The organism is Pantoea sp. X-Soil-ISGK-355, assembly GCF_059730805.1.
This window is the reverse complement of the sequence record NZ_AP035971.1, coordinates 2,780,947-2,803,471: the sequence shown is the minus strand read 5'-3', so window position 1 is coordinate 2,803,471 and position 22,525 is coordinate 2,780,947. Positions and strand designations below refer to the sequence as shown.

The window sequence follows — 22,525 nt, the reverse complement described above, 5'->3', positions numbered from 1 at the left end:
TTCCTGGTATGACCACCACACCCGCGGCGTGACTTAACTCAAATTTCAAGACCAGTTTTCAACCACTTGCTGCCCAACAAGACGGAACAGGACCAGTCATAAATGATGGCTGAATCGCATAATTAACAAATTTATTTTTCCGGTCTCAGGTTTTCTAAAGGGTGGTTTTTTAACCGTTTTTTATCATTCATGGAAACAGTCAGCAATAAATTGACATAAAAAACAAGGGCAAAGCACATTTTTTTGAAAACTGAACTTCATCTGTGGCTAATGTAATCAAGATTAAATCATAATGAAATCTGTACATTTACGTTGATTTTTATCGCGGTTACGCTAAAAATCACCCTGTCAGAACTGTTACATTTCGCGTCAGTCTGTACAGCTAAATCTAACAATAATACCGCCACGCTTCGCTTTTCCAGGGGCGTGTGACGCACTTTTGTTTTGCCGTTTCTATATGCACCAGGTTGAGACGCCTTCTGTTGTTCAGAAGGTGAAACTATGTGTGAAGGCTATAAGCATAAAATAATTTTATGTTTATAGATTCAGTATATTAGCCAATCTGGTGGAATAGAGGTTACAAATGGCAGAACTCACGCAAGGCCGTGTAGACATTATCTCGCGCGAAAACGGCACACTCCTCTCACAGACCGCTGGCGGTTCGTCACAATCCATTAACCTCACCGAACCCAGCGTTGTGCGCATCAGCGGCACGCGCGACATGGTGACGCAGTTCGAGCGCCAGGGTAACGATCTGGTGCTGAAAATGCGAGACGGTAGCACGGTACGCTATCAGAAATTCTTCCTCGACGACGCCGATGGTCAGCACAGCGAACTGGTGTTCGATGATGGGGTCAATCCACCGGAACATGCGCTCTTTCCGCAGACTGCCGAGGGTGCTGAACTCGCCTCCAGTTCGGTGACGCCCACCTATGAATCACTCGACAGCGTAGAGCCACTGCTCCTGGCGGATAACACCAACACCTCAATGGGCGTGATAACAGCGGGCGGTCTGGGTGTGCTCGGCTTAGCCGGGCTGGCCGTTGGCATCGGCGGCGGCGGTGGTGGTGGTGGCGGCAACGATGGCGGCACCGATCCCGGTACACCGGTTACGCCAGGGACACCTGCTATCACTCTGAATACATTCGCTGGCGACGATGTACTGGATAACGCAGAAAAAGCCACCGACCAGGTGCTGAGCGGCACCACCAGCAATGTTGAAGCGGGACAGATTGTCACTGTTACGCTGGGCGGCCAGACCTACAACGCTACCGTAGGTGCGGACGGCAGCTGGAGCGTTACGATCCCGGCAGCGGCGCTGGCGGGACTGGCTGCAGGCACCACCACCATCGATGTCAGCGTCACTAACACAGCAGGCACGGCGGCCACCGGCAGCCTGCCGATTACCGTCACCGCTGCCGATCCTGGCACGCCTGCGACGCCAGCTATCAGCCTGAACCCGTTTGCGGGCGACAACCTGCTGGATAACAGCGAAAAAACCACGCCACAAACGGTATCCGGCTCCACCAGCAATGTTGAGGCAGGTCAGATTGTTACCGTCACGCTGGGTGGCCAGACCTACAATGGCACCGTGGGTGCGGATGGCAGCTGGAGCGTTGCGATTCCGGCTGCGGCACTGGCAGGACTCGCGGCAGGCACCACCACCATCGGCGTCAGCGTCACGAATGCCGCAGGCACGGCGGCCACCGGCAGCCTGCCGATTACCGTCGTCGCCGCCGATCCTGGCACGCCAGCGACGCCGGTCATCAGCCTGAACCCGTTTGCGGGCGACAACCTGCTGGACAACAGCGAAAAAACCACGCCACAAACGCTGTCTGGCTCCACCGGTAACGTCGAAGCAGGACAGATTGTTACCGTGATACTGGGCGGCCAGAGCTACAGCGGCAGCGTAGCAGGCGACGGCAGCTGGAGCATCACCGTGCCTGCCGATGCGCTGAGCGCGCTGGCCTCAGGCACCACCACCGTCACGGCAACGGTCACTAACCAGGCGGGAACCGCCGCCAGCGGCAGCCTGTCTCTTACCGTAGAGGCACCGCTGACGCAGCCGGGTACGCCGGTCATCACCATCGATCAGTTTGCCGGGGATGACATCCTCAGCAATGCTGAGAAAAGCGGTGACCAGCTGCTGAGCGGCTCGACCACCAACGTCGAAGCCGGCCAGATTGTCACTATTACGCTGGGCGACCAGACCTATAGCGCGCTGGTGGATGCGCAGGGCAACTGGAGCATCACGCTGTCGCCTGCACAGCTGAATGCGCTGGCCGCCGGAACGGTTGCCATTTCGGCGGTCGTCACCAATCAGGCTGGCACTGAAGCCAGCGAAAACCGCGCCATCACCGTCGATACGCCGGTGGTTACGGGCCCGCCAGCGGTCACAGTGGATGACTTTACCGGTGACAATCAGCTGAGTAATGCGGAGAAAGCCGCTGAGCAGATCGTGACCGGCAGCACCAGTAACATCGAACCCGGCCAGCGGGTGACGGTGACGCTGGGCGGTCAGACTTACAGCGGCAGCGTGGATGCGCAGGGCAACTGGAGCATCACATTGCCATCAGCGGCCCTGAGCGTACTGGCTGCTGGTGAAACAACCCTGACGGTTTCGGTCAGCAATGCTGCCGGTAACACCGTGACCGGCAGCCTGCCGATCAGCGTGGAAGCGCCAGTCACGCAGCCGGGCGAGCCGACCGTGACCATTGGTCAGTTTGCCGGGGATGACATTCTCAGCAACGATGAAAAAGGGACGGCACAGACCCTCTCCGGCACGACCACCAATATCGAAGCGGGCCAGACGGTAACCGTTACCCTGGGGGGGCAGACTTATCCCGGCACCGTCGATGGCAGTGGAAACTGGAGTGTGATTATTCCGACAGCCGCGCTGGGCAATCTGCCAGCGGGCTCGAATGCCATTGGCGTCACCGTCAGTAACGTCGCGGGCGTAACCACCAGCGAAACCCGCGATATTTCGGTGGATGCGCCGACAACAGAGCCAGGCGTACCCGCCCTGACCCTGAATGATTTCGCGGGCGATAACGCTCTGAGCAACGACGAAAAGGCGGTTGATCAGCTGGTCAGCGGCACCACCAGTAATGTTGAAGCCGGACAGCTGGTGACGGTTACCCTGGGCGGACAGACCTACAGCGCCAGCGTGCAGGGTGATGGTAGCTGGAGCGTCACCGTTCCGTCAGCTGCGCTCAACGCGCTGGCAGCCGGCACGACCACACTCACCGTTTCGGTCAGCAATGCGGCGGGCGATGTCGCCACAACCGCGCAGCCGATCACCGTCGAAGCCCCGGCAACGCAGCCGGGTCAGGCCACCGTGACCATCGACGCCTTTGCCGGGGATGACATCCTCAGCAACAGCGAGAAAGCCAGCGACCAGTTGCTGAGTGGCACTACCACCAATATCGCTGAGGGGCAGCAGGTTACTGTCACGCTGAACGGAGAAACCTTCACCGCCACGGTTGGCGCAGATGGCAGCTGGAGCGTCACGATTCCGGCCAGCTCGCTGGCCGCGTTGACAGCCGGAAGTGCGACCCTGAACGCTACGGTTAACAATCAGCCCGGCACCCCCGTCAGCGAAACCCGCGACTTCCTGGTGGAGTCATCGGGCACTGCGCCAGGTACCCCGACATTAACCATCAATGCCTTCGCTGACGACAACGTCCTGACCAACGATGAGAAGCTGGACGCTCAGGCGGTCTCCGGCAGTACCACCAATGTCGAAGCGGGACAGATTGTCACGGTGACGCTGGGCGGCCAGAACTACAGCGGCACGGTCGACGCCGATGGCAGCTGGAATATCGCTATCCCTTCCGATGCACTCGGTGCGCTGGCGGCGGGCGCAGCCTCGCTGGTCGTGACGGTCAGCAATGCGGCTGGCACCACCGTCAGCGATACGCTGGGAATTACCGTGGAACCACCGGTTACTGAGCCGGGCCAGCCGGTGATCACGCTCGATCAGTTTGCCGGTGATGATGTCCTGAGTAACGACGAGAAAACCAGCGATCAGCTATTGAGCGGTACCACCACCAACGTTGAGGCGGGTCAGATTGTTACGGTCACGCTGGGTGATCAGACCTACAGCGCCACGGTTGGCGCGGATGGCAGCTGGAGCCTGAGCATTCCTGCCAGCGCGCTGGCGGCCCTGGCGGCGGGCAGTGCCACCATCGCGGCCACGGTCACCAGTCAGGCAGGCGTAACGGTAAGCGAAGATCGGGTGATCGCGGTGGAAGCGCCTGCGGAGCCGGGCACGCCGACAGTCACGATCGCTCTGTTTGCCGGTGACGATCTGGTGGATAACAGCGAGAAGGCCGTCGATCAGACGCTGTCCGGCAGCACCAGCAACGTGGAGGCGGGCCAGACGGTTACCATTACCCTGGGGAGTCAGAATTACAGTGCGCTGGTCAACCCGGACGGCAGCTGGAGCACGCAGATTCCGTCTGCGGCGCTCAGTGCCCTGGCGGCAGGCTCCACGGCCATCACGGTTAGCGTCACGTCGGTAGCCGGTGCTTTAGCCACTGACAGCCGTGACATCAACGTGGCGCCGGCAGCCGGTGAACCTGGCGTGGTCTCTATCAGTGAACCTGTCAGCGTTGATGGTTTCCTTAACCTGCAGGAATTGAGCAGCGATCTGATCATCGGCGGCTCGGCGGTGGGCGTCAATCCGGGCCAGGCGGTGCAGCTTAACTTCAACGGCAACAATTACAGTGCGGTGGTGGGCAGTAACGGCTTCTGGAGCGTTACCGTTCCGGCGGGCGATCTCAATGGTATCACTGACGGTGTGAAACTGATCTCCGTCACCGCAACCGACGCCAGTGGTGCGCTGCTGACGGACTCCGCTCAGCTGAATGTGATCACCACCACACTGCCGCAAATCACGCTGAATGAAAGCGCGATTACCGATGGCATTCTCAATCAGACCGAAGCGGCCAGTGATCTGCTGATCGGTGGCAGCACCGGTAAAGCGGTGGCGGGCCAATTGGTCGAAGTACTACTCAACGGCAAAACCTACAGCACCACGGTCAATGACGACGGCAGCTGGGACCTGACGCTGCCTGCCGCCGATCTCGCCTTACTGTCGCAGGGCGCTAACAGCCTGACCATTACCGCGATTGATGAGGCGGGCAACCGCGTGGATGAGACGCAGAGCTTCAGTGTCGACACGCTGCCACCGAACCTGATTGTGGCGGAAGTCGCAGGCGGTGATGGTATCCTTAACAGCACGGAAGTAGCTGCAGGCGTGCCGGTCAGCGGTTCAGGTGCGCTGCCGGGCGAACGGGTAACGGTCTTGCTGAACAACGTCATTTACAGCGCAACCGTGGATGAGCAGGGCAACTGGACAGTCGATCTGCCGCCAGCGGCGCTGCAGGCGCTGTCAGATGGCAGCAGCTATACGCTGGTAGTGACCCTGACCGACGCCAGCGGCAATATCGCCACCCAGGCGCAGACGCTGGCAGTCAGCACGCAGCCGCCGGTTGCCACCGTCACCGTACCGGGCGGGGATGGCGTTCTGACCAATAATGAACTCACTGAGCCGCTGCTGATCAGCGGAACCGGCACCGCGGGCGACAGTGTAGCGGTCGGGTTAAATGGTAAAACGTATGCTGCTATCGTGGACGAAAACGGTAGCTGGCGTGCATCCGTCCCGGTTGCCGATCTTGCCACGCTGACCAACCAGACTTATCCGGTCACCGTGACCGTGACCGATCCGGCCGGTAACAGCAGCACGCAGGATACCGATCTGCGGGTTGCTACCGAAGTACCTGCTTTAACCCTGAATCCTCTGGACGCTGACGGCGTGATCAATATCAGCGACGCGCAGCAGCCGCTAATCGTCAGCGGAACCGGCGACGAAGGTGACATCATTCGCGTCACGCTGAATAACCTGACCTACAGCGCCGTAGTGGCGCAGGATGGCAACTGGAGTGTAAACGTTCCGGCTGCCGATCTGGCGGGTGTGCCCAACGGTACTCAGCTGGTCTCGATCGTGGCGACGGACGCGGATGGCAATACCACGCCAGCCAGCAGCTCGCTGATTTTCGCGACCACGCCGCCACTGCTGGACGTCTCTACGCCGGGCAGTGATGGTTATATCAACATCGCTGAACACACGCAGGATCTCACCATCAACGGGCGCGGAGGGACGCAGGGCGACACGGTGGCAGTCAGTTTCAATGGCGAGACTTACACCGCCACGGTTGACACCAATGGCGCATGGAGCGTGACGGTACCCGCTGCCATCATCAGTCAGCTGGGAGACGCTCTCTACCCGGTTGACGTGGTCATCAGCGACGCTTATGGCAACAGCACGACCGTCGCTTCCAGTGTCACGGTGCTGGCGGCAACGTCACCGGCACTGACTATTGATCCTGTGACCGGCGATAACCAGGTCGACAGCGCGGAACAGCTCACGGACATTCTGGTCACCGGTAGCGTCACTGGCGTACCGGCCGGTCAGCCGGTATTACTGACCATTAACGGTCAGTCTTATGATGGCGCAGTGCTGGGGAACGGAAGCTGGAGCGTGACTCTGCCCGCCGGATCGCTGGGTGCCGCAGGCGATAAAACCTTTACCGTGGCGATTACCGACGTGGCCGGAAATCCGGCACTGCCTGCCGAGGGGCAGTTCACCGTGATCGCCACCAACGTGCCGTCGCTGTCGATTGCCCCGATCAGTGATGACAACGCACTCAACGTGCTGGATGCGCAGAGCGATTTGATCCTCAGCGGCAGTTCCGCAAACCTGCCGGCGAACAGCCCAATCAGCGTGACGCTGGTGCCGGGCGGCACTCTGTACAGCACCACAACCGATGAAACCGGTAGCTGGACCCTGACCGTGCCCGCCGCCGACCTGGCGAACCTGGCGCAGGGTAATACCACCGTTACCGTCTCCTCAGGGGATGTACAGACCAGCCAGACGCTGCTGGTGGCAACGACGCCGCTGGCAGAACCCCAAATCAACACACCTTTCACTGACGGCATTCTCAACACTGAGGAAGCCAGCACAGCGCAGACGCTGACCGGCTCTGTCCAGCCTGGCCAGGCCGTCAGCGTGACCCTGGGTGGCATCAGCTATCCGGCAACGGTAGCGGCAAATGGTGACTGGAGCGTCACGCTGCCGCCCGATGCGCTACAGGCACTGGCGCAGGGCAGCAATCCCGTTACCGTAACGGTGAGCGATGTCGCGGGTAACAGCACCAGCATCATTGAACCGATAACGGTGGATACCGGGGTACCGGCGCTGACCGTTAATCCGATTGCCATCGATGGCATTATCAATGCGGCTGAAACAGTCACCGATCTGACCATCAGCGGCACCGTCGCCCCGGGCAGCAGCGTCAGCTTTGTGCTGAATGGTGAGACCTACAGCGCCACGGTTGCCGCGGATGGCAGCTGGACCGCCACCGTACCCGCTGCCGATCTGCAGCAGCTGACTGATGGCCGTTACGATCTCAACGTGACCGTTACCAGCGTCAGTGGCAACGTTGCTACCACGCCATTGCCGGTCACCGTGGCTACCACCGCACCCGACTTTAGCATTAATGCGCCCGCTGGCGATGGCGTGCTGAACATCGCGGAGCAGGCTGCTGGCTTCAGCTTCAGCGGCGCAGGCAGTGATGGCGACCGCGTCAGTGTGACGCTGAATGGCGTCACCTATACCGGCACGGTTGATGCTGATGGAAACTGGGCACTGGCCGTACCGCCTGCTGCGCTTGCCGGTCTGACCAACGGCAGCAGCTATCCGGTGGTGGTCACCGTCACCGACGCGGCTGGCAACAGCAGCAGCCAGAACAGTGCGCTGACGGTTGCCACCACGCCGCCGCCGCTGGTGGTCGCCCCGGTCAGCGGTGACAACGCGCTGAGCACCGCTGAACTGGCGGAGCCGCTGGTCGTCAGCGGCAGCGGTCAGAACGGCGACATTGTCACGGTCCAGCTCAGTGACCAGCTCTACAGCACCACCGTCGGCGTAAATGGGCAGTGGACGCTGCAAATCGACGCGAGTGATCTGGCGGCGCTGCCTCAGGGCACGAATCCGCTCACCGTTACCGAAATCAATGCTAACGGGAATCAGAGCAGCCAGGTGGTTGAGCTGAATGTGGCAACCTCGCCGGACGTGCTGCCTGTGCTGACTGTCGATAGCAGCGCCTTTGCCGGCGACGGTATCGTCACGGCCGCCGAACAGTTACAGCCGATTACGGTGCGCGGCAGCAGCAGTAACGTCGAAGCGGGCCAGCAGGTCGTCATCACCCTGAACGGCACCGACTACAGCGGCGTGGTCGGGGCCAGCGGCAACTGGAGCATTACGCTGCCTGCGGGCGCACTGGCAGAGCTGGGCGAGGGCAGCCAGACGCTGAACGTCAGCGTGATCAACGTCGTCGGCAACAGTGCCAGCAGCTCGCTTAATTTCAGTGTGGACAACACGCTGCCATCGATCGCGCTGGCACCGATCAGCGACGACAACTACCTAAATGCTCAGGAGCTGGGCGGTGCCGTTGTGGTCAGCGGCAGCACCAGCGGCCTGCCTGATGGCAGCATTATTACCGTGCTTGCCAACGGCACCACAGCCAGCACCAGCGTGGCGGCCGATGGAAGCTGGAGCCTGACCTTACCGGCAGGCGCCTTTAACGGCGCGGCCGATGGCGCGCAGACGATTACCGCCACAGCCAGCGACGGCAGTGGACAACAGCTTGCCACCAGCGACGCTACCCTGACGGTGGTGGCCAGCACACTGCCGGTGGCCACCCCAGGCGTGGCCTTTGATGACGGCATTCTCAACGGCGAGGAAGCCCTCAGCGGCGGCGTGATCACCGGTAACACTGGCGTGCCCGGTGACGGCCAGACGGTTATCGTCACGCTGGGCGGCACTAACTACAGCGGCACGGTCGACGCAGCGGGTAACTGGCAGGTCGCGGTTCCGCCAGCGGCGCTCTCTGCGCTACCACAGGGCACCACGCCTTACACCGTAGTGGTCAGTGATGTGGCAGGCAACAGCAGCCAGGCTGACGGCAACCTGGTGGTGGATACCCTGCCACCGGTACTGAACTTCATCACCCCTTCCGATGGTATTATCAACGCCGCTGAGAGTCAGCAGCCGCTGACGCTGACCGGCAGCAGTGAAGCCAATGCACTGATTGTGGCCAGCTTCAACGGCACCAGTCTGAGCACCACCGCAGACGTCAACGGCAACTGGTCGCTGGATCTGCCCGCCACGGTTTATACCGGGCTGGGCAACGGCACCTATCCTCTGACCGTGACCGCCAGCGACGCAGCAGGTAATGCCAGCACCACCAGCCGCGATCTGGCGCTGAAAGTAGAGGCTGGCACGCTGCCGACCCTGACGCTGGATGCCTTTGCCGGTAATAATGTGGTCGATGGTGCGGAACGCCTCACCGATCAGCGTCTGACTGGCACCACGTCCAACGTCGAAGCGGGCCAGCTGGTCACCGTGACCCTTGATGGCACGGTCTACAGCGCCGCCGTGCAGGCGAGCGGAGCATGGAGCCTGATCGTGCCAGCCGGTGCGCTGGCGGCGATTGCGGAGGGCAGCGCCAGTTTCACCGTGGCGGTCAGCGACGTGGCGGGCAACACCACCACCACTAATCTTACCTTTGACATTAACAGCAATGCGTCTGGCCTGGCGATGGATGCCATCAGTCAGGACAACTATCTGAATGCACAGGAGCTGGGTCAGCCGCTGATTGTCACTGGCACCTCGGCGAATGTGCCTGAAGGCAGTCTGGTCACGCTGCTGTTTAATAACATCAGCTACACCGCGCAGGTCTCGGCCAGTGGTCGCTGGAGTGTGATCGTTCCGGCTGAGTCACTGACGGCGCTCGCCGACGGGCCTTACACCGTCGCGGTCACCGCGACAGACAGCGGCGGGGCGACCCTGAGCAGCGAAGCCGCGCTCAGCGTGCTGGCGACGCTGCCAGCACCGCAGGTCGTCTCTGCTTTTGGCGATGGTCTGCTTAACAGCAGCGACATCACCACGCCACAAACCCTGAGCGGCACCACAGGTGTGACAGGTGACGGCCAGACGGTGAGCGTGCTTCTCAACGGCGTGACCTACAACGGCACGGTCGACAGCAATGGCAACTGGCAGGCCAGCGTGCCAGCCTCCGCGCTGGCCGTTCTGCCGGAAGAGACGCTTAACTACACCGTTAACGTACAGGATGCGGCGGGTAACACGGGCAGCAGCCAGGGCAGCGTCACGGTCGATCTGACGCCACCGACCCTGTCGCTTGATCCGGTTGCGGGCGACAACAGCGTCAATATCGCTGAAAGCACCGCGCCGATTGTGCTCAGCGGCAGCAGTAATGCCGAAGCCGGTCAGCAGGTCACTCTTACCCTTAACAACCAGATTTGGACCACCACCGTCACCCAGGATGGCGACTGGAGTCTGACGCTGCCCGCGGGTGCCCTGGCAGGGATTCCGGCCGGTGCGTATACCCTGACCGTGACGGTCAGTGATGCGGCGGGCAATCCGGTTACGGAGACGCGTGAAATCACCGTCGCAACCGGTGCCCTGTCGGTCAGCATTAATACACCATTTGGCGATGGCTATCTTAACCAGGCTGAAACGACGGTCAGTCAGACGCTGAGCGGCAGCACCGGCGTCGCGGGCGAGGGTCAGACCGTCAGCGTGACGCTGGGCGATAATGACTACCCTGTTGCAGTCGATGCGCAGGGCAACTGGACGCTGATCTTAACGCCAGCGCAGGTGCAGGCACTGGGTGAGGGCGTGACGACCCTGGTGGTCAACGCCAGCGATGCCGCCGGTAACAGCGGTTCACTGACCAGCGCCGTCACGGTCGATCTCACACCGCCTCCGTTAAGCATCAATCCTATCGGCAGCGACAACGTTATCAATTCAGTTGAGGTGCTGGAAGCAGTCGCGATCAGCGGAACCGCCTCAGTCGCGGATGCCGGACAGACGGTCACCGTCAGTTTCCAGAATACCGATTACACCACCCGGGTCCTCTCTGATGGCACATGGCAGGTGACTCTGCCTGCCGGTGTCGTACAGGGGCTGGCGGATGGCAGCTATCCGGTCGATGTGACGATCAGAGATGCGGCGGGTAACCTGACCACGGTGACCCAGACGCTGACGCGTGATGCTGACAGCCTGAATCTGCCGACCCTGACCATCGGGACAATCAGTGACGATAACTTCCTTAACCAGGCCGAGTCGCTGCAGGATCTGAGCATCGGCGGCACCAGCACCAATCTGTTGGAAGGCCAGCTGGTCACGGTAACGCTGAACGCCATTCAGTACAGCGGCACGGTGGCTGCGGATGGCAGCTGGACCGTAATCGTTCCGGCTGCCGATCTGGGCAATCTGCCGGATGGCGATCAACTGCTGGTTGTCGTCTCAGCGGATACGTCTGGCAATCCGGCCAGCGCCAGCGCCAGCCTGGTCGTGCTGGCCAGCGCGCTGGTTCAGCCAACGCTGACTCTGAACGTGGTGGCAGGCGATGATGTGATCAATGCGACTGAGGCCACCACGGATGTCGCGGTCAGCGGCAGCAGTACCCTGCTGGCGGCAGGAACGCCGGTGACCGTGTCGTTTAACGGTACTGATTACAGCACCACGATTGATGCTGACGGCAACTGGACGGTGACGGTACCGTCTGCAGCCTTCATCAACGTTGCGCCGGGCAGCACGCAAACCTTTACCGTCACCGCCAGTGATGTTGCCGGTAACCCGGCCGTCGCCACGCAGGAGGTCAGTTTCAGCACCACACCGCCTGTACTGGCAGATATTACGGTCAGCGCGGGTAACACCCTTAATCTGGCGGAGTCGCTGCAGGATCTCACCATCAACGGCACCACCACGGGCGCCCTGCCGGTGACGGTAACGGTGACGATGAATAATGTCAGCTACACGGCCACGGCGGATGCTGACGGGAACTGGACCCTCACCATTCCCACAGCCGACGTGCAGCAACTGGCAGACGGCCCTAACGTCATCATCGTGTCGGTCACTGACGCGGCGGGCAATGTCACCACCGACACCACCACCACACTGGATGTGGCGTTTAATACCCTGCCAGCGCTGACCCTGAACACGCCGTTTGGCGATGCGCTGGTCAGTGCAGCCGATGCCGAAGGCGCGTTAACACTAAGTGGTGACAGTACTAATCTGTCGGAAGGCAGCGTAGTGAATATCACCGTCGGCACACAGACTTTCAGCACCACCACCGATGCCAGCGGTAACTGGACGCTGAACCTGGCTGCAGGCGCACTGACGGGCCTGGACGATGGACTGACACAGGTAGTCGTCACCGCCGCGGATGCGGCAGGAAATCCGGCGCAGGTTACCGCAGGCGTTGAGATCCTGCAGAGTGATCCTGTTTCAGCCGCCTTCGACACGACACTGTTCGGCGATAACATCATTAATATCAGCGAAGCCGGTTCCGTTCAGCTGGTAACCGGCACCTCCACCGTCGTGCCGGGCCAGACCCTGAGCGTCACGGTAGGCGATGACAATATCCCGCTGTCGGTGACGGTCGATGCCAATGGCAACTGGACTGCCAGCCTGCCCCCAGAGTTCATCGCCAATCTGGGAACCGGTGAACACACGCTGACCCTGATTACCACGGATCGGGCCGGTAACAGTATTGAAACGACCAAAACGTTCGTCGCCGCGATTACGCCGATTGCTAATCCAACGCTGGATACGCCATTTATCGATGGCCGTATCAATGCTGAAGAGGCCGCTGCAGGCGGATCCCTGACCGGTACGGTAAACATTGATAATGCCACCTCGGTTACGGTAGCCGTTAATGGCACGGTCTATTCCGCTACGCTCAGTGCGGATGGTTCGCGCTGGTCGCTGGATCTGCCGCCTTCTGTATTGCAGTCATTGCCGGATGGCAACTGGCCGGTGAGCGTGACCGTCACCGACGCGAACGGCAACAGTGCCAGTACCAGTGGCACTGTGCTGGTGGCCGTCAATGCGCTGCCGGACGTGACGCTGAACCTGCCGTTTGGTGACGGTGCGCTGAACGCCACCGAAGCGGGAACAGAGCAAATCCTCAGTGGCACTACCGGCATTACGGGTGCAGGACAGACGGTATCGGTGCTGATCGCCGGCTTTAATGGCGACCAGCCGCTGGCCGCCACGGTGCAGAACGATGGCAGCTGGTCGCTGGCTCTGTCGCCGGCACAGTTAGCCACCTTCACCAGCGGCACGCATACCATTACCGTGACCGCCACCGATATTGCGGGTAACAGTGATGTGACGGCCCTGAGTGTGGTAACCGAAGTGGCTGTGCCTGTCCCAACCTTCAATACTGGCGCGTTTGGCGGCGATAACGTCCTGAATATCAGTGAAGCCGCGGCAGGTATCACCCTGACCGGCACCACCGGCAGCGTGGGGGATAATCAGGCGGTCAGCATCACTGTTGATCTCAATGGCAGTCTTTATTCCGGCTCGGTGGATGGCAACGGCAACTGGACCGTTGACCTTCCTGGCAACGCGCTGAGTTCTCTGGGTAACGGGACGCAAATCCTGACGCTTAACGTCGTGGATGCGGCGGGTAACAGCGCATCAACACAGTTGCCGTTCACCTCCGATCTCAGCGCGCCGCAGCCTGCGGTCAATCCGGAATTCCTCGGCGGCTATGTGAATAGCGGCGATGTTGACACAGGCATTACGCTAAGCGGCACCACCGGTGAGGCGGGCGCGAATCAGACGGTGCAGTTAACGCTGGGCGGCACGACTTACCCTGCAACAGTGGATGCCAATGGCAACTGGACAGTGCCACTGACACAGGCGCAGCTTTCAGCGCTGCCGGATGCCACCTATCCGGTTACCGTGACGGCAACGGATGCAGCGGGCAACAGCACGACCATTAACAGTTCGCTGGTGCTCGATAAAACCCCGCCAGTGCTTAGCTTCACAGCCTTTACTGGCGACAACGCACTGAACTACGCCGAGAGCATTCAGCCGCAGATCCTCAGCGGCACCGCGTCAGGCGCTGAGACCGGTGCCGTCGTCACGGTGTCGCTGAATACCACAACCCTCGGCACGGCAATAGTTGACGGTAACGGCAACTGGAGCGTGACGCTGACGCCGGAGCAGATGGCCACCTTTACGCCATCGACCACCCTGGCGCTGGCCGTGACCGATCTGGCAGGCAATACCGCAACCAGCAGTGTCCCGCTGACGGTGGATCTGACGCCACCGCCAGGCCCGCTGGTCACGCTGGGTACGGTGTCAGGCGACAATATCATCAGTTCTCAGGATGTGGCGGGTGGCGTGGTGTTAAGCGGTACTTCGGCTAACCTCGGCACGAGTGGTTCAGTGACGGTCACTATTAACGGTCAGACCTATGCCACTACGCTGGATGCATCGGGCAACTGGTCAACGGCTGCGTTGCCGGTCACTGCCTTTGGCAATGCGGACGGCAGCGTCGCCATCACGGTAAATGCCACTGATGGCACGACCCCTGTCACCGTTAGCGGTAATGTGTTGATTGATCTGACGCCACCGGCTCTGACGATTAATGCCTTTGCGGGTGATAATCAGGTCAATGGTAATGAAAACGCCACCAGCCAGGCAATTAGCGGCACCGCCGATGTCGGTGAAGCAGGCCGTACGGTGGTTGTGACCTTCAACAACCAGACTTACAGCGCCGTAGTGCAGAGTAACGGCACCTGGTCCACCACCGTTCCTGCCAGCGCGATGCAGGCACTGACCGATGGCAGCGCGCCGGTGATCACCGCGCAGTTGGCGGATGTCGCCGGTAACGTGACGACCGTGACACAGCAGGTGACGGTGGATACTGCCGCGCCGCTGGTGCAGGTTGACGCGCTGGCGGGTGATAACGTGCTTAACGCCGCTGATCTGGCCATCAGTCAGGTACTGACAGGCAGCGCACAGGGCGCAGAAGGCCAGACCATCGGCCTCTACCTGGGCGATGCCGCGCCGATCGCTACCGCAACGGTGGGTGCAGATGGCCGCTGGAGCATCGATCTTGCACCGAATGTCCTGTCGGGCCTCACTGACGGTGCGCTGGTGTTTGGCGTGCGGGTGAATGATTTAGCCGGTAACCAGACCGACGCGACGCTGACGGTCAACAAAGTAGTTAACAGTGCGCTGACGCTGGTGGTTGATTCGGTATTCGGCGACGGCACGCTCAGTGCGCTGGATACCACGGTGGCGCAGACCATCTCGGGAACGGCGACGTCGGCAGGTGTCGGGGCCACGGTATCGGTGGTACTGGGCGGCACCACGCTCTCTGCTTCTGTGGGTCAGGATGGTAAATGGGCCATCGTGGTGCCACCTGCGGTGCTGGATCTGGTCACGGACGGCAATCTTGCGGTTAACGTCACCCTGACCGATGCGGCAGGCAACACCCGCACGGTGGGTGAAACCGTGACGGCGATTGTTGATGCGGTGCCGGTGGTGGGCGCGCTCACCGGGCTGTTTGGCGGCGATAACCTGCTGAACATTGCGGAAGCGGCTGCCGGACAGCTGGTGGGTGGCGTAATCAGTAATGCGGCTGCAGGTTCACAGGTGACGGTGACCTTTGGCAGTAAAACTTACAGCACGACAGTGCAGGCGGGCGGAGCATGGAGCGTTAGCCTGCCGGGCAGCGATCTCACCTCACTGCTTGATGGCAATCTGACGCTGGGCGTCAGCGTCCGGGATGCGGCGGGTAATGTCGCCTCGAACAGCGCGTCGATTGGCATCTTTACCCAGACACCCTCCATTTCCCTGACCTCTCTGTTTGGCGATGGCGTGCTGAATCTGGCTGATATCGCCACCGGCCAGATCATCAGCGGGGTGGTGAACAACGTTGCGCAGGGCAGTGTGGTGACGCTTTCAGTGGGCAACAGCCAGCTGACCGCGACCGTGGGTGCGGGCGGCGCCTTCAGCGCCACGGTGACGCCGGATATCCTGGGCACCCTGGCGCAGGGCAATCTGACGGTCGGCGCGTCAGTAACGGATGCAGCGGGGAATACCGCCAGCACCAGCGCCGGTATTCGCGTCGATACGCTGCTGCCAACCATCACGGTAAATCCGCTGTTTGGTGATGGTCTGCTGAACGTAGCGGATGCGCTGGTAACCCAGGTGATTGGCGGCGTCGTCGGTGGTGCAGAAGCGGGATCGCGTGTTGTCGTATCGGTGGGTTCACAGCAGTTTGTGACGGCAACCGATGCCAGCGGCAACTTTAACGTCTCACTGACGCCTGCGCTGCTGCAGGGAATTGCGGATGGCAATCTGACCGTCGGCGTCAGCGTCACCGACAGCGCCGGTAACACCAGCAGCACCACTGCCGGCGCGCTGGTAGGTATTCACAATCTGCCGAAGGTTACGCTCAATCCGTTGTTTGGTGATGGCGTGCTGAACCTGGCGGAATCGCTGGTTACCCAGACCATCAGCGGCACGGTCTCCGGCGTGGCAGCGGGCAGCAGCGTCAGGCTGGCCATTGGCAACACAACAGCCACCGCGCTGGTCAACGCTGATGGCACCTTCTCCACCACCGTTTCGCCAGCTGTGCTCTCGACACTGCTGAACGGTAACTTCACCGTCAGCGCGGCGGTCACTGACCCGGTCGGCAACGTCAGCAGCACCAGCGCAGGCGTGTCACTGGGGCTGGTGCAGCCAACCCTGACGGTGAATACGGTGTTCGGCGATGGCGTCCTGAGTGCCGCCGATCTGGCCTCGAACCAGACGCTGAGCGGGACCTCCAGCCTGTCGGCCGGTTCGACCGTCAGCGCCACGCTGAACGGCCTGACCTATACCACCAAAGTGGTGAGTGGCGGCAACTGGAGCATCAGCGTGCCGAAAGCGGATCTTGCCGCGATCACTGACGGCAGTAAAACCGTGACGGTGACCGGCACAGATGCCTACGGTAACGTGGCGAACAGCAGCGGAACACTGAGTGTTATCAGTCAGTCAACGCCTGTGGTCGCCATTACCTCTCTGTTTGGCGACAATGCGCTGAGTGCAGCCGATGTCAAAACCGCGCAGACTATTTCAGGCACCGCCAGCAACGCCGAAGGATCGGTAATACGCGTTACGCTGGGTGGCCAGACTTACAGCACCACGGTGAGCAGTAACGGCAACTGGAGCCTCTCTGTACCGGCGGCCAACCTCGCCGCCATTGCGGATGGTCTGCAGACCGTGACGGCCAGCGTCATCAACGGCGCGGGCAGCAACGGTTCCACCTCGGCGTCGCTGGGTGTGGTGAGTCACACCACGCCGACCGTCAGTGTGAACAGTTTCTTTGGTGGCGATGGTTATCTCAACATCGCGGAAGCCAATACGGCTGAAACCATCAGAGGAACCAGTACCAACGCGGCGGGCGGTACGGTAACGGTTAACGTGGCAGGCAATGTCCTTACCACGACCATCGGCGCGAATGGGGCATGGAGCATCAGCGTGCCGTCAGCGACGCTGAAAGGGATCGCAGATGGCAGCCATCCACTGACCGTGACGGTGACGGATATTGGGGGCAATACCGCGACCAGCACCAGCAGCTTTACTGCGCTGTCCCATAATCAGCCGCTGGTCGGGGTTGATCCGGTGCTCAGCATCGTCGGTTCTCTGCTTACCGGTCTGGTCGTGCAGGGGGGATCGCTGAATGCAGCGCAGGGATCGAAAGTCAGCGTGACGCTGCTGCTTTCCAACGGCAGCAACGGGCCAACGCTGAACACCACCACCGATGCGCTGGGGCGTTACGCGGTCAACTTCTCACCCTCACTGCTGTCGGTGGGTGGCCTGCTGCTGTCGCTGAACACGCTGGCAAAAGTCTCCATCACTGATGTGGCCGGTAACAGCTACACCACCACCAACACTCTGTTGCTGGGTTCGCTGCTGCCGGCAACGCTGGCGGCAACCGAGTCGGTGGCACTCTTCTCGGTAGCGGACGACAGCGTTACCGTCGCCAGTGCCAGCGTGGAGACGCAGCATAGCAGCAGTACCAGCAGCGACGATAACAGCGCCCATGTAGCCGTGGCCTCGACGCTGATTACCGAAGCGGATACGGTGACGCCGGTCAGCAGCAGTGAAACCGTGGTAGCCAGTGACACCGCTGTGGCGGCGGCACCGGCAGAGGAGGTGGGCTACACCATTGGCGGCGTCGTGATTACGCTGGCCGATGGCAGTACGGCAGAGGGCGCTTCGGTGATCGGCAGCAGCGGTGCAGATACCGTGACGGTCAGCGATCTTAACTTTACCCATATTGATGGCGGCGCAGGCACCGATACTCTGGTGCTGAATGGTGAGTATCTCAATCTGGATCTCACCGCGCTGGGCCTGAAAGTTGAACACATTGAAGTGCTTGATTTGGGTAAAACCGGCACCAACTCCGTGAAACTCGATCTCAATGAGGCACTCAATATTACGGACAAACAGAGTGATGATTTGCTGATTAAAGGCGCAGAAGGCAGTCAGGTCACACTGGCGAACAGCAACGGCGGTATCTGGGAAGTGACCGGCGAGCGCACGGTGGAGGGCAGAGTCTTTGAGATCTACCACAACTCGGCGCTGAGCAGTGAAAACACCCTGGGTGATGTGCTGGTGCAGCAGAACCTGCAGGTCCACGTGGCGTAGTCACACCAACGTCTGTCAGGTCGCTCTGAGAAGCGGGTGCGTAAGCACCCGCTTTTTTTATTTTAGTCACGTAATAATTTCACTTTCCAGATTATCGCCACTATCCATTAGCAGAATGAAAGATTAGGGTAAGCGCAGCAAACGGCGTTACGCCGTAAATCAGCATTCTGGCTCCATTTGTCGCTTTTATCAGCGTCCTCTTTCATCATCCCTGTTACCTGCGGGTAATCAGTTCCGACCAGCGAAAACGGGCAGCGTCAGCTGACCCACTACCTATCGACAGTCTTAACGTCCGGTTTATCCGGGCCCTTTGGTCTGCATTTCTGTTCTGAACTGAGGTTACCTATGTCAACACGCGATACGCTTCGTTCCGTCCGGTTCGAATCCATTTTCCAGACGGCGGTGAGCGACTTTGCCGTCGCCGACAGCGCGCTGCCCGCCATTGCGCCAGTCACAACGCAGAGTCTCTCTCTGCCTGTTACCCCTTTCTCTGCGGAGTCACCGCATAGCAGCCCGCTCAACTACAGTGCCCTGGCTGTCAGCGCGGTTGAGAGTCCCCCTCCTGTTGCGCTACGCCCCTATGAACCTCTTGCTATGGATGGTGTTATTGCCGGCTGGGAGGCGCAAAAACCGGTACATCTGCGCGGCCGGGCGGAAGGCGAAGCAGGCTCAACGGTCACACTGACGTTCAACGACCAGAGCTGGCACAGCACCGTTAACAAGTGGGGCTACTGGAACGCTTCCATGCCGGCTGAGGCGCTAAAAGGTGTGCCGGATGGCAATCACTCGCTGACGCTGACCCTTACCGATAAAGCGGGCCACAGCACCACAACCGACGTCGATTTTGGTCTCTATGTTGACCGCACCATCAAACCGACACTGACAGTGGACACGATCAGTGGCGACAACGCGGTAAATATTGCTGAGAGCATTTACGGCGTTGAAATCAGCGGTAGCGCAACGCACCTGCCGGTGGGGTCGGTGCTGAAATTAACGTTGGGCACGCAAACGACCACCGCCGTCATGGGACGTGATGGCAAGTGGTATGGCTCTTTCCAGGAAAGTGATATGAAAGCGCTGGCGGATGGCGTCTACAGTCTGAAAGTCACGGCGACCGATCCCAATGGAAAAACCGCGACCGAATATCACGATCTGACGTTGATTACTCACCTGAGTAGCGTGCCCATCATCACCTTTGATAAGGTCACGTCGGACGACGTCATTAATCTGGCGGAAACCCAGCAGGATCTGCTGCTGAGCGGCACGCTCTCTACCGTGATGCCGGGTCACCGGCTGGTGATCACCGGTGCCAACCAGAAAGATTATGCCGCCACAATAGGCGAAGATGGACACTGGCAGGTGGTAATCCCGGCAGCGGATGTGCCCGCTTTTATCAACGTTGGAGAAATTCGTGCCTGGTCGATCGACGGGGCCAAAAACTACCTTGACGTCACGCATGAGCTGAATATCCACACCGGTTTTATTCCGATCTACACCGAAATGGATATCGGCGGTGACATGACGCTTAACTATCAGGAGGCGCAGCACGATCTGAGCTTCTATGTTGAAGGTGCCAACACCCTGGAGATCAACGGTAAAACCTATCAGCCTGATGCCAAAGGTATGGTAACACTGACCTCCAGCGAGCTGCTGGCGCTGCCGGATGGCCCGGTCGCCGCCATCTTTCACCGCTGGGATGAATATGGCAACAGCGACACCCAGACCAGCGATAAACTCTTTACCGTAGCCGTGCATCAGCGCCCGACGCTGACCCTGGATACGGCTTTTGGTGACAATAAAATTGATGCTGCCGATGTCAACAGCTGGCATCTGATCCAGGGTAGCTCCAGCCATCTGCAACCGGGCAGCCTGGTAGAATTAACCCTAAGCGATCAGCATTACAGCGCCAGCGTAAAAGCGGATGGTGGCTGGGCGCTGACTATTCTGGCCGGACAGCTGGCACCGCTGGATAATGGTGAGTACCAGATGACGGTCAGCGGCAAAGACAGCGCCGGTAATCTGGCCACGGCCAGTCAGACGGTGCAGGTAGCATCGCATACCGAAACGGCCAGCCTGATGGCGGACCAGACGGTGGATAATGTGCTTGAAACCGTCACTCTGACTCAGCAGGCAGAGACCGCGTACGTGGCGCACACCTCCACGGCTTCTGCTGTTCCGCAGGAGAGCCATCTCTTCTCCGATGTTCCTTATACCCTTGCCGACCATCTGCTGCAGCATCCTGCAGCACAGCCGATAGTCTGACGCCGACACATTAGTAAAAGCACTGCCTTCCGGACAGGTTTGTTAAGCCTGTCTGGATTGGCATGGACTTGTCTGATGGTTGTTTTTCGTCCGTTCAGGAGAAATATTAATGATTTCATCTATTTTTAGCAGGAATAAGCGCGGGATATGATCTAATAATGTTAAATGTCGTTTGGCGTCCCGCTAACAAACCATAAAAAAAATAAAGCAATAACGCTGTCTGGCTCTGAGACATACTCCTTTAGCTCGCTTTGTTCACCAGGAAAAACACCATGATGATAAGAACCCCTGCTGGTATTGATGATGAACAAAGCGCGATTAACTTTTTTGTTGTGCGCCCTGAGTGGCGTGGCAGTGCACGCGGCCTTTGCCGCACCGTTACCTAAAGCCGAATTTAACTGGCGTGCTGCGCCGACCGAAGAACAGATTGCCAGCTTAACGCTGCGCGACGCCATTCTCCGGGCCTTCGCCCGCAATCCGAAAATCTCGGAAGCGGCGGCACAGATCCACGTCGGCAAGGGGGATATGGATGCCGCCCGCAGCGCCTGGTATCCGCAGATCTCACTGCAGGGTGCCGCGGGACGCTCTCACCAGACCGACTCCGCTGGCAGTCTGAACAATAATGGCTCCGGCGGTATCACACTCAGTCAACTGCTTTACGATTTTGGCCGCACCGGCAGCGCCATCGATGAACAGCATGCGCTGTCAGATGCCTATCGTTTCGGCTTGTTTGATTCGATGACTACCGTGGCGGAAGATACGCTGCAGGCCTACCTTGAAGTCAAACGCTATCAGGCGCTGTCTGAAACGGCGCAGACCAATATCGCCTCGCTGCAGCGGGTACGGGATATTGCAAAACTGCGCGCCGATGCCGGACTCAACTCGCAGTCAGATGTTTTGCAGGCGGAAACCCGCATCGCCGCAATGCAGGCCACGCTTGAGCAATATCGTGCCCAGCACCGTTCCGCCACCGCGCAGCTGACTGTGCTGACCGGCGTGGTTCCCGCCACGCTGCCGGAACTGCCACAGGCGCTGCTTAAGCAGCAGATCACCCTCGACAAAATCGCCTATGAAAGCAGCGCGGCGGTGCGCAGCGCGCAGTCGAAACAGGAAGCCGCCCGTGAACGGGTGCGCCAGGCAGAGTCCGGTCACTGGCCGACGATTAAAGTGCAGGCGGGCCGGACCCGCTATGAAAACGATCGTGCGTCTTACTGGGATGATGAAGTGCAGCTGCAGGTGGAAGCGCCGCTTTATCAGGGCGGCATGGTCAATGCCAGAACCGCGTCAGCGGAGGGCGATCGTGAAGCGGCGCAGGCCGCAGTTCAGCAGGCCAAACTCGCCATTAATCAGAATGCCTCCACCGCCTATGCCGACATGATTGGCGCGCAGCAACGGCAGGCTGCCGGGGAAGTGCAGCTGGCCAGCGCCGACCATACCCGAAATGTCTACGCCGATGAATATCGCCTGAGCAAGCGCAGCCTGAACGATCTGCTGAGCGTGGAACAGGATGTGTTTCAGGCTGACAGCTCACGTATCACCGCGCTTTATGACGGCTGGGATGCCACCGTGCGCTATGCCGCCGCGGTAGACAATCTGCTCGATATCATGGGTATCGATCGCCAGCAAAGCAGCGGCGATCTCCTTCCTTCGCTGCAATAGCGATAAGGCATTAAT

Annotated in this window: 3 protein-coding genes; all 3 read left to right on the top strand. The window is 60.0% G+C overall.

All coding sequences use genetic code 11. The annotated features are described in order from the left end of the window. The first annotated feature begins 583 nt into the window (after window positions 1-583). Window positions 584-18,589, top strand: coding sequence for an Ig-like domain-containing protein (locus AC6I8J_RS12830; RefSeq protein WP_497825443.1), 18,006 nt, complete (start codon window positions 584-586; stop codon window positions 18,587-18,589). 345 nt (window positions 18,590-18,934) lie between these two features. Next, window positions 18,935-20,851: an Ig-like domain-containing protein gene (locus AC6I8J_RS12825; protein WP_161732168.1), complete on the top strand. Its 1,917-nt coding sequence runs from the start codon at window positions 18,935-18,937 to the stop codon at window positions 20,849-20,851. A 303-nt stretch (window positions 20,852-21,154) separates the two neighbouring features. Beyond that, window positions 21,155-22,510: a TolC family outer membrane protein gene (locus tag AC6I8J_RS12820; RefSeq protein WP_161732317.1), complete on the top strand. Its 1,356-nt coding sequence runs from the start codon at window positions 21,155-21,157 to the stop codon at window positions 22,508-22,510. Window positions 22,511-22,525: the final 15 nt, after the last annotated feature.

Bases quoted from the DNA above. Each gene is read 5' to 3' on its own strand.
- AC6I8J_RS12830 (WP_497825443.1), top strand. From the start codon at position 584: ATGGCAGAACTCACGCAAGGCCGTGTAGACATTATCTCGCGCGAAAAC.
- AC6I8J_RS12825 (WP_161732168.1), top strand. From the start codon at position 18,935: ATGTCAACACGCGATACGCTTCGTTCCGTCCGGTTCGAATCCATTTTC.
- AC6I8J_RS12820 (WP_161732317.1), top strand. From the start codon at position 21,155: ATGAACAAAGCGCGATTAACTTTTTTGTTGTGCGCCCTGAGTGGCGTG.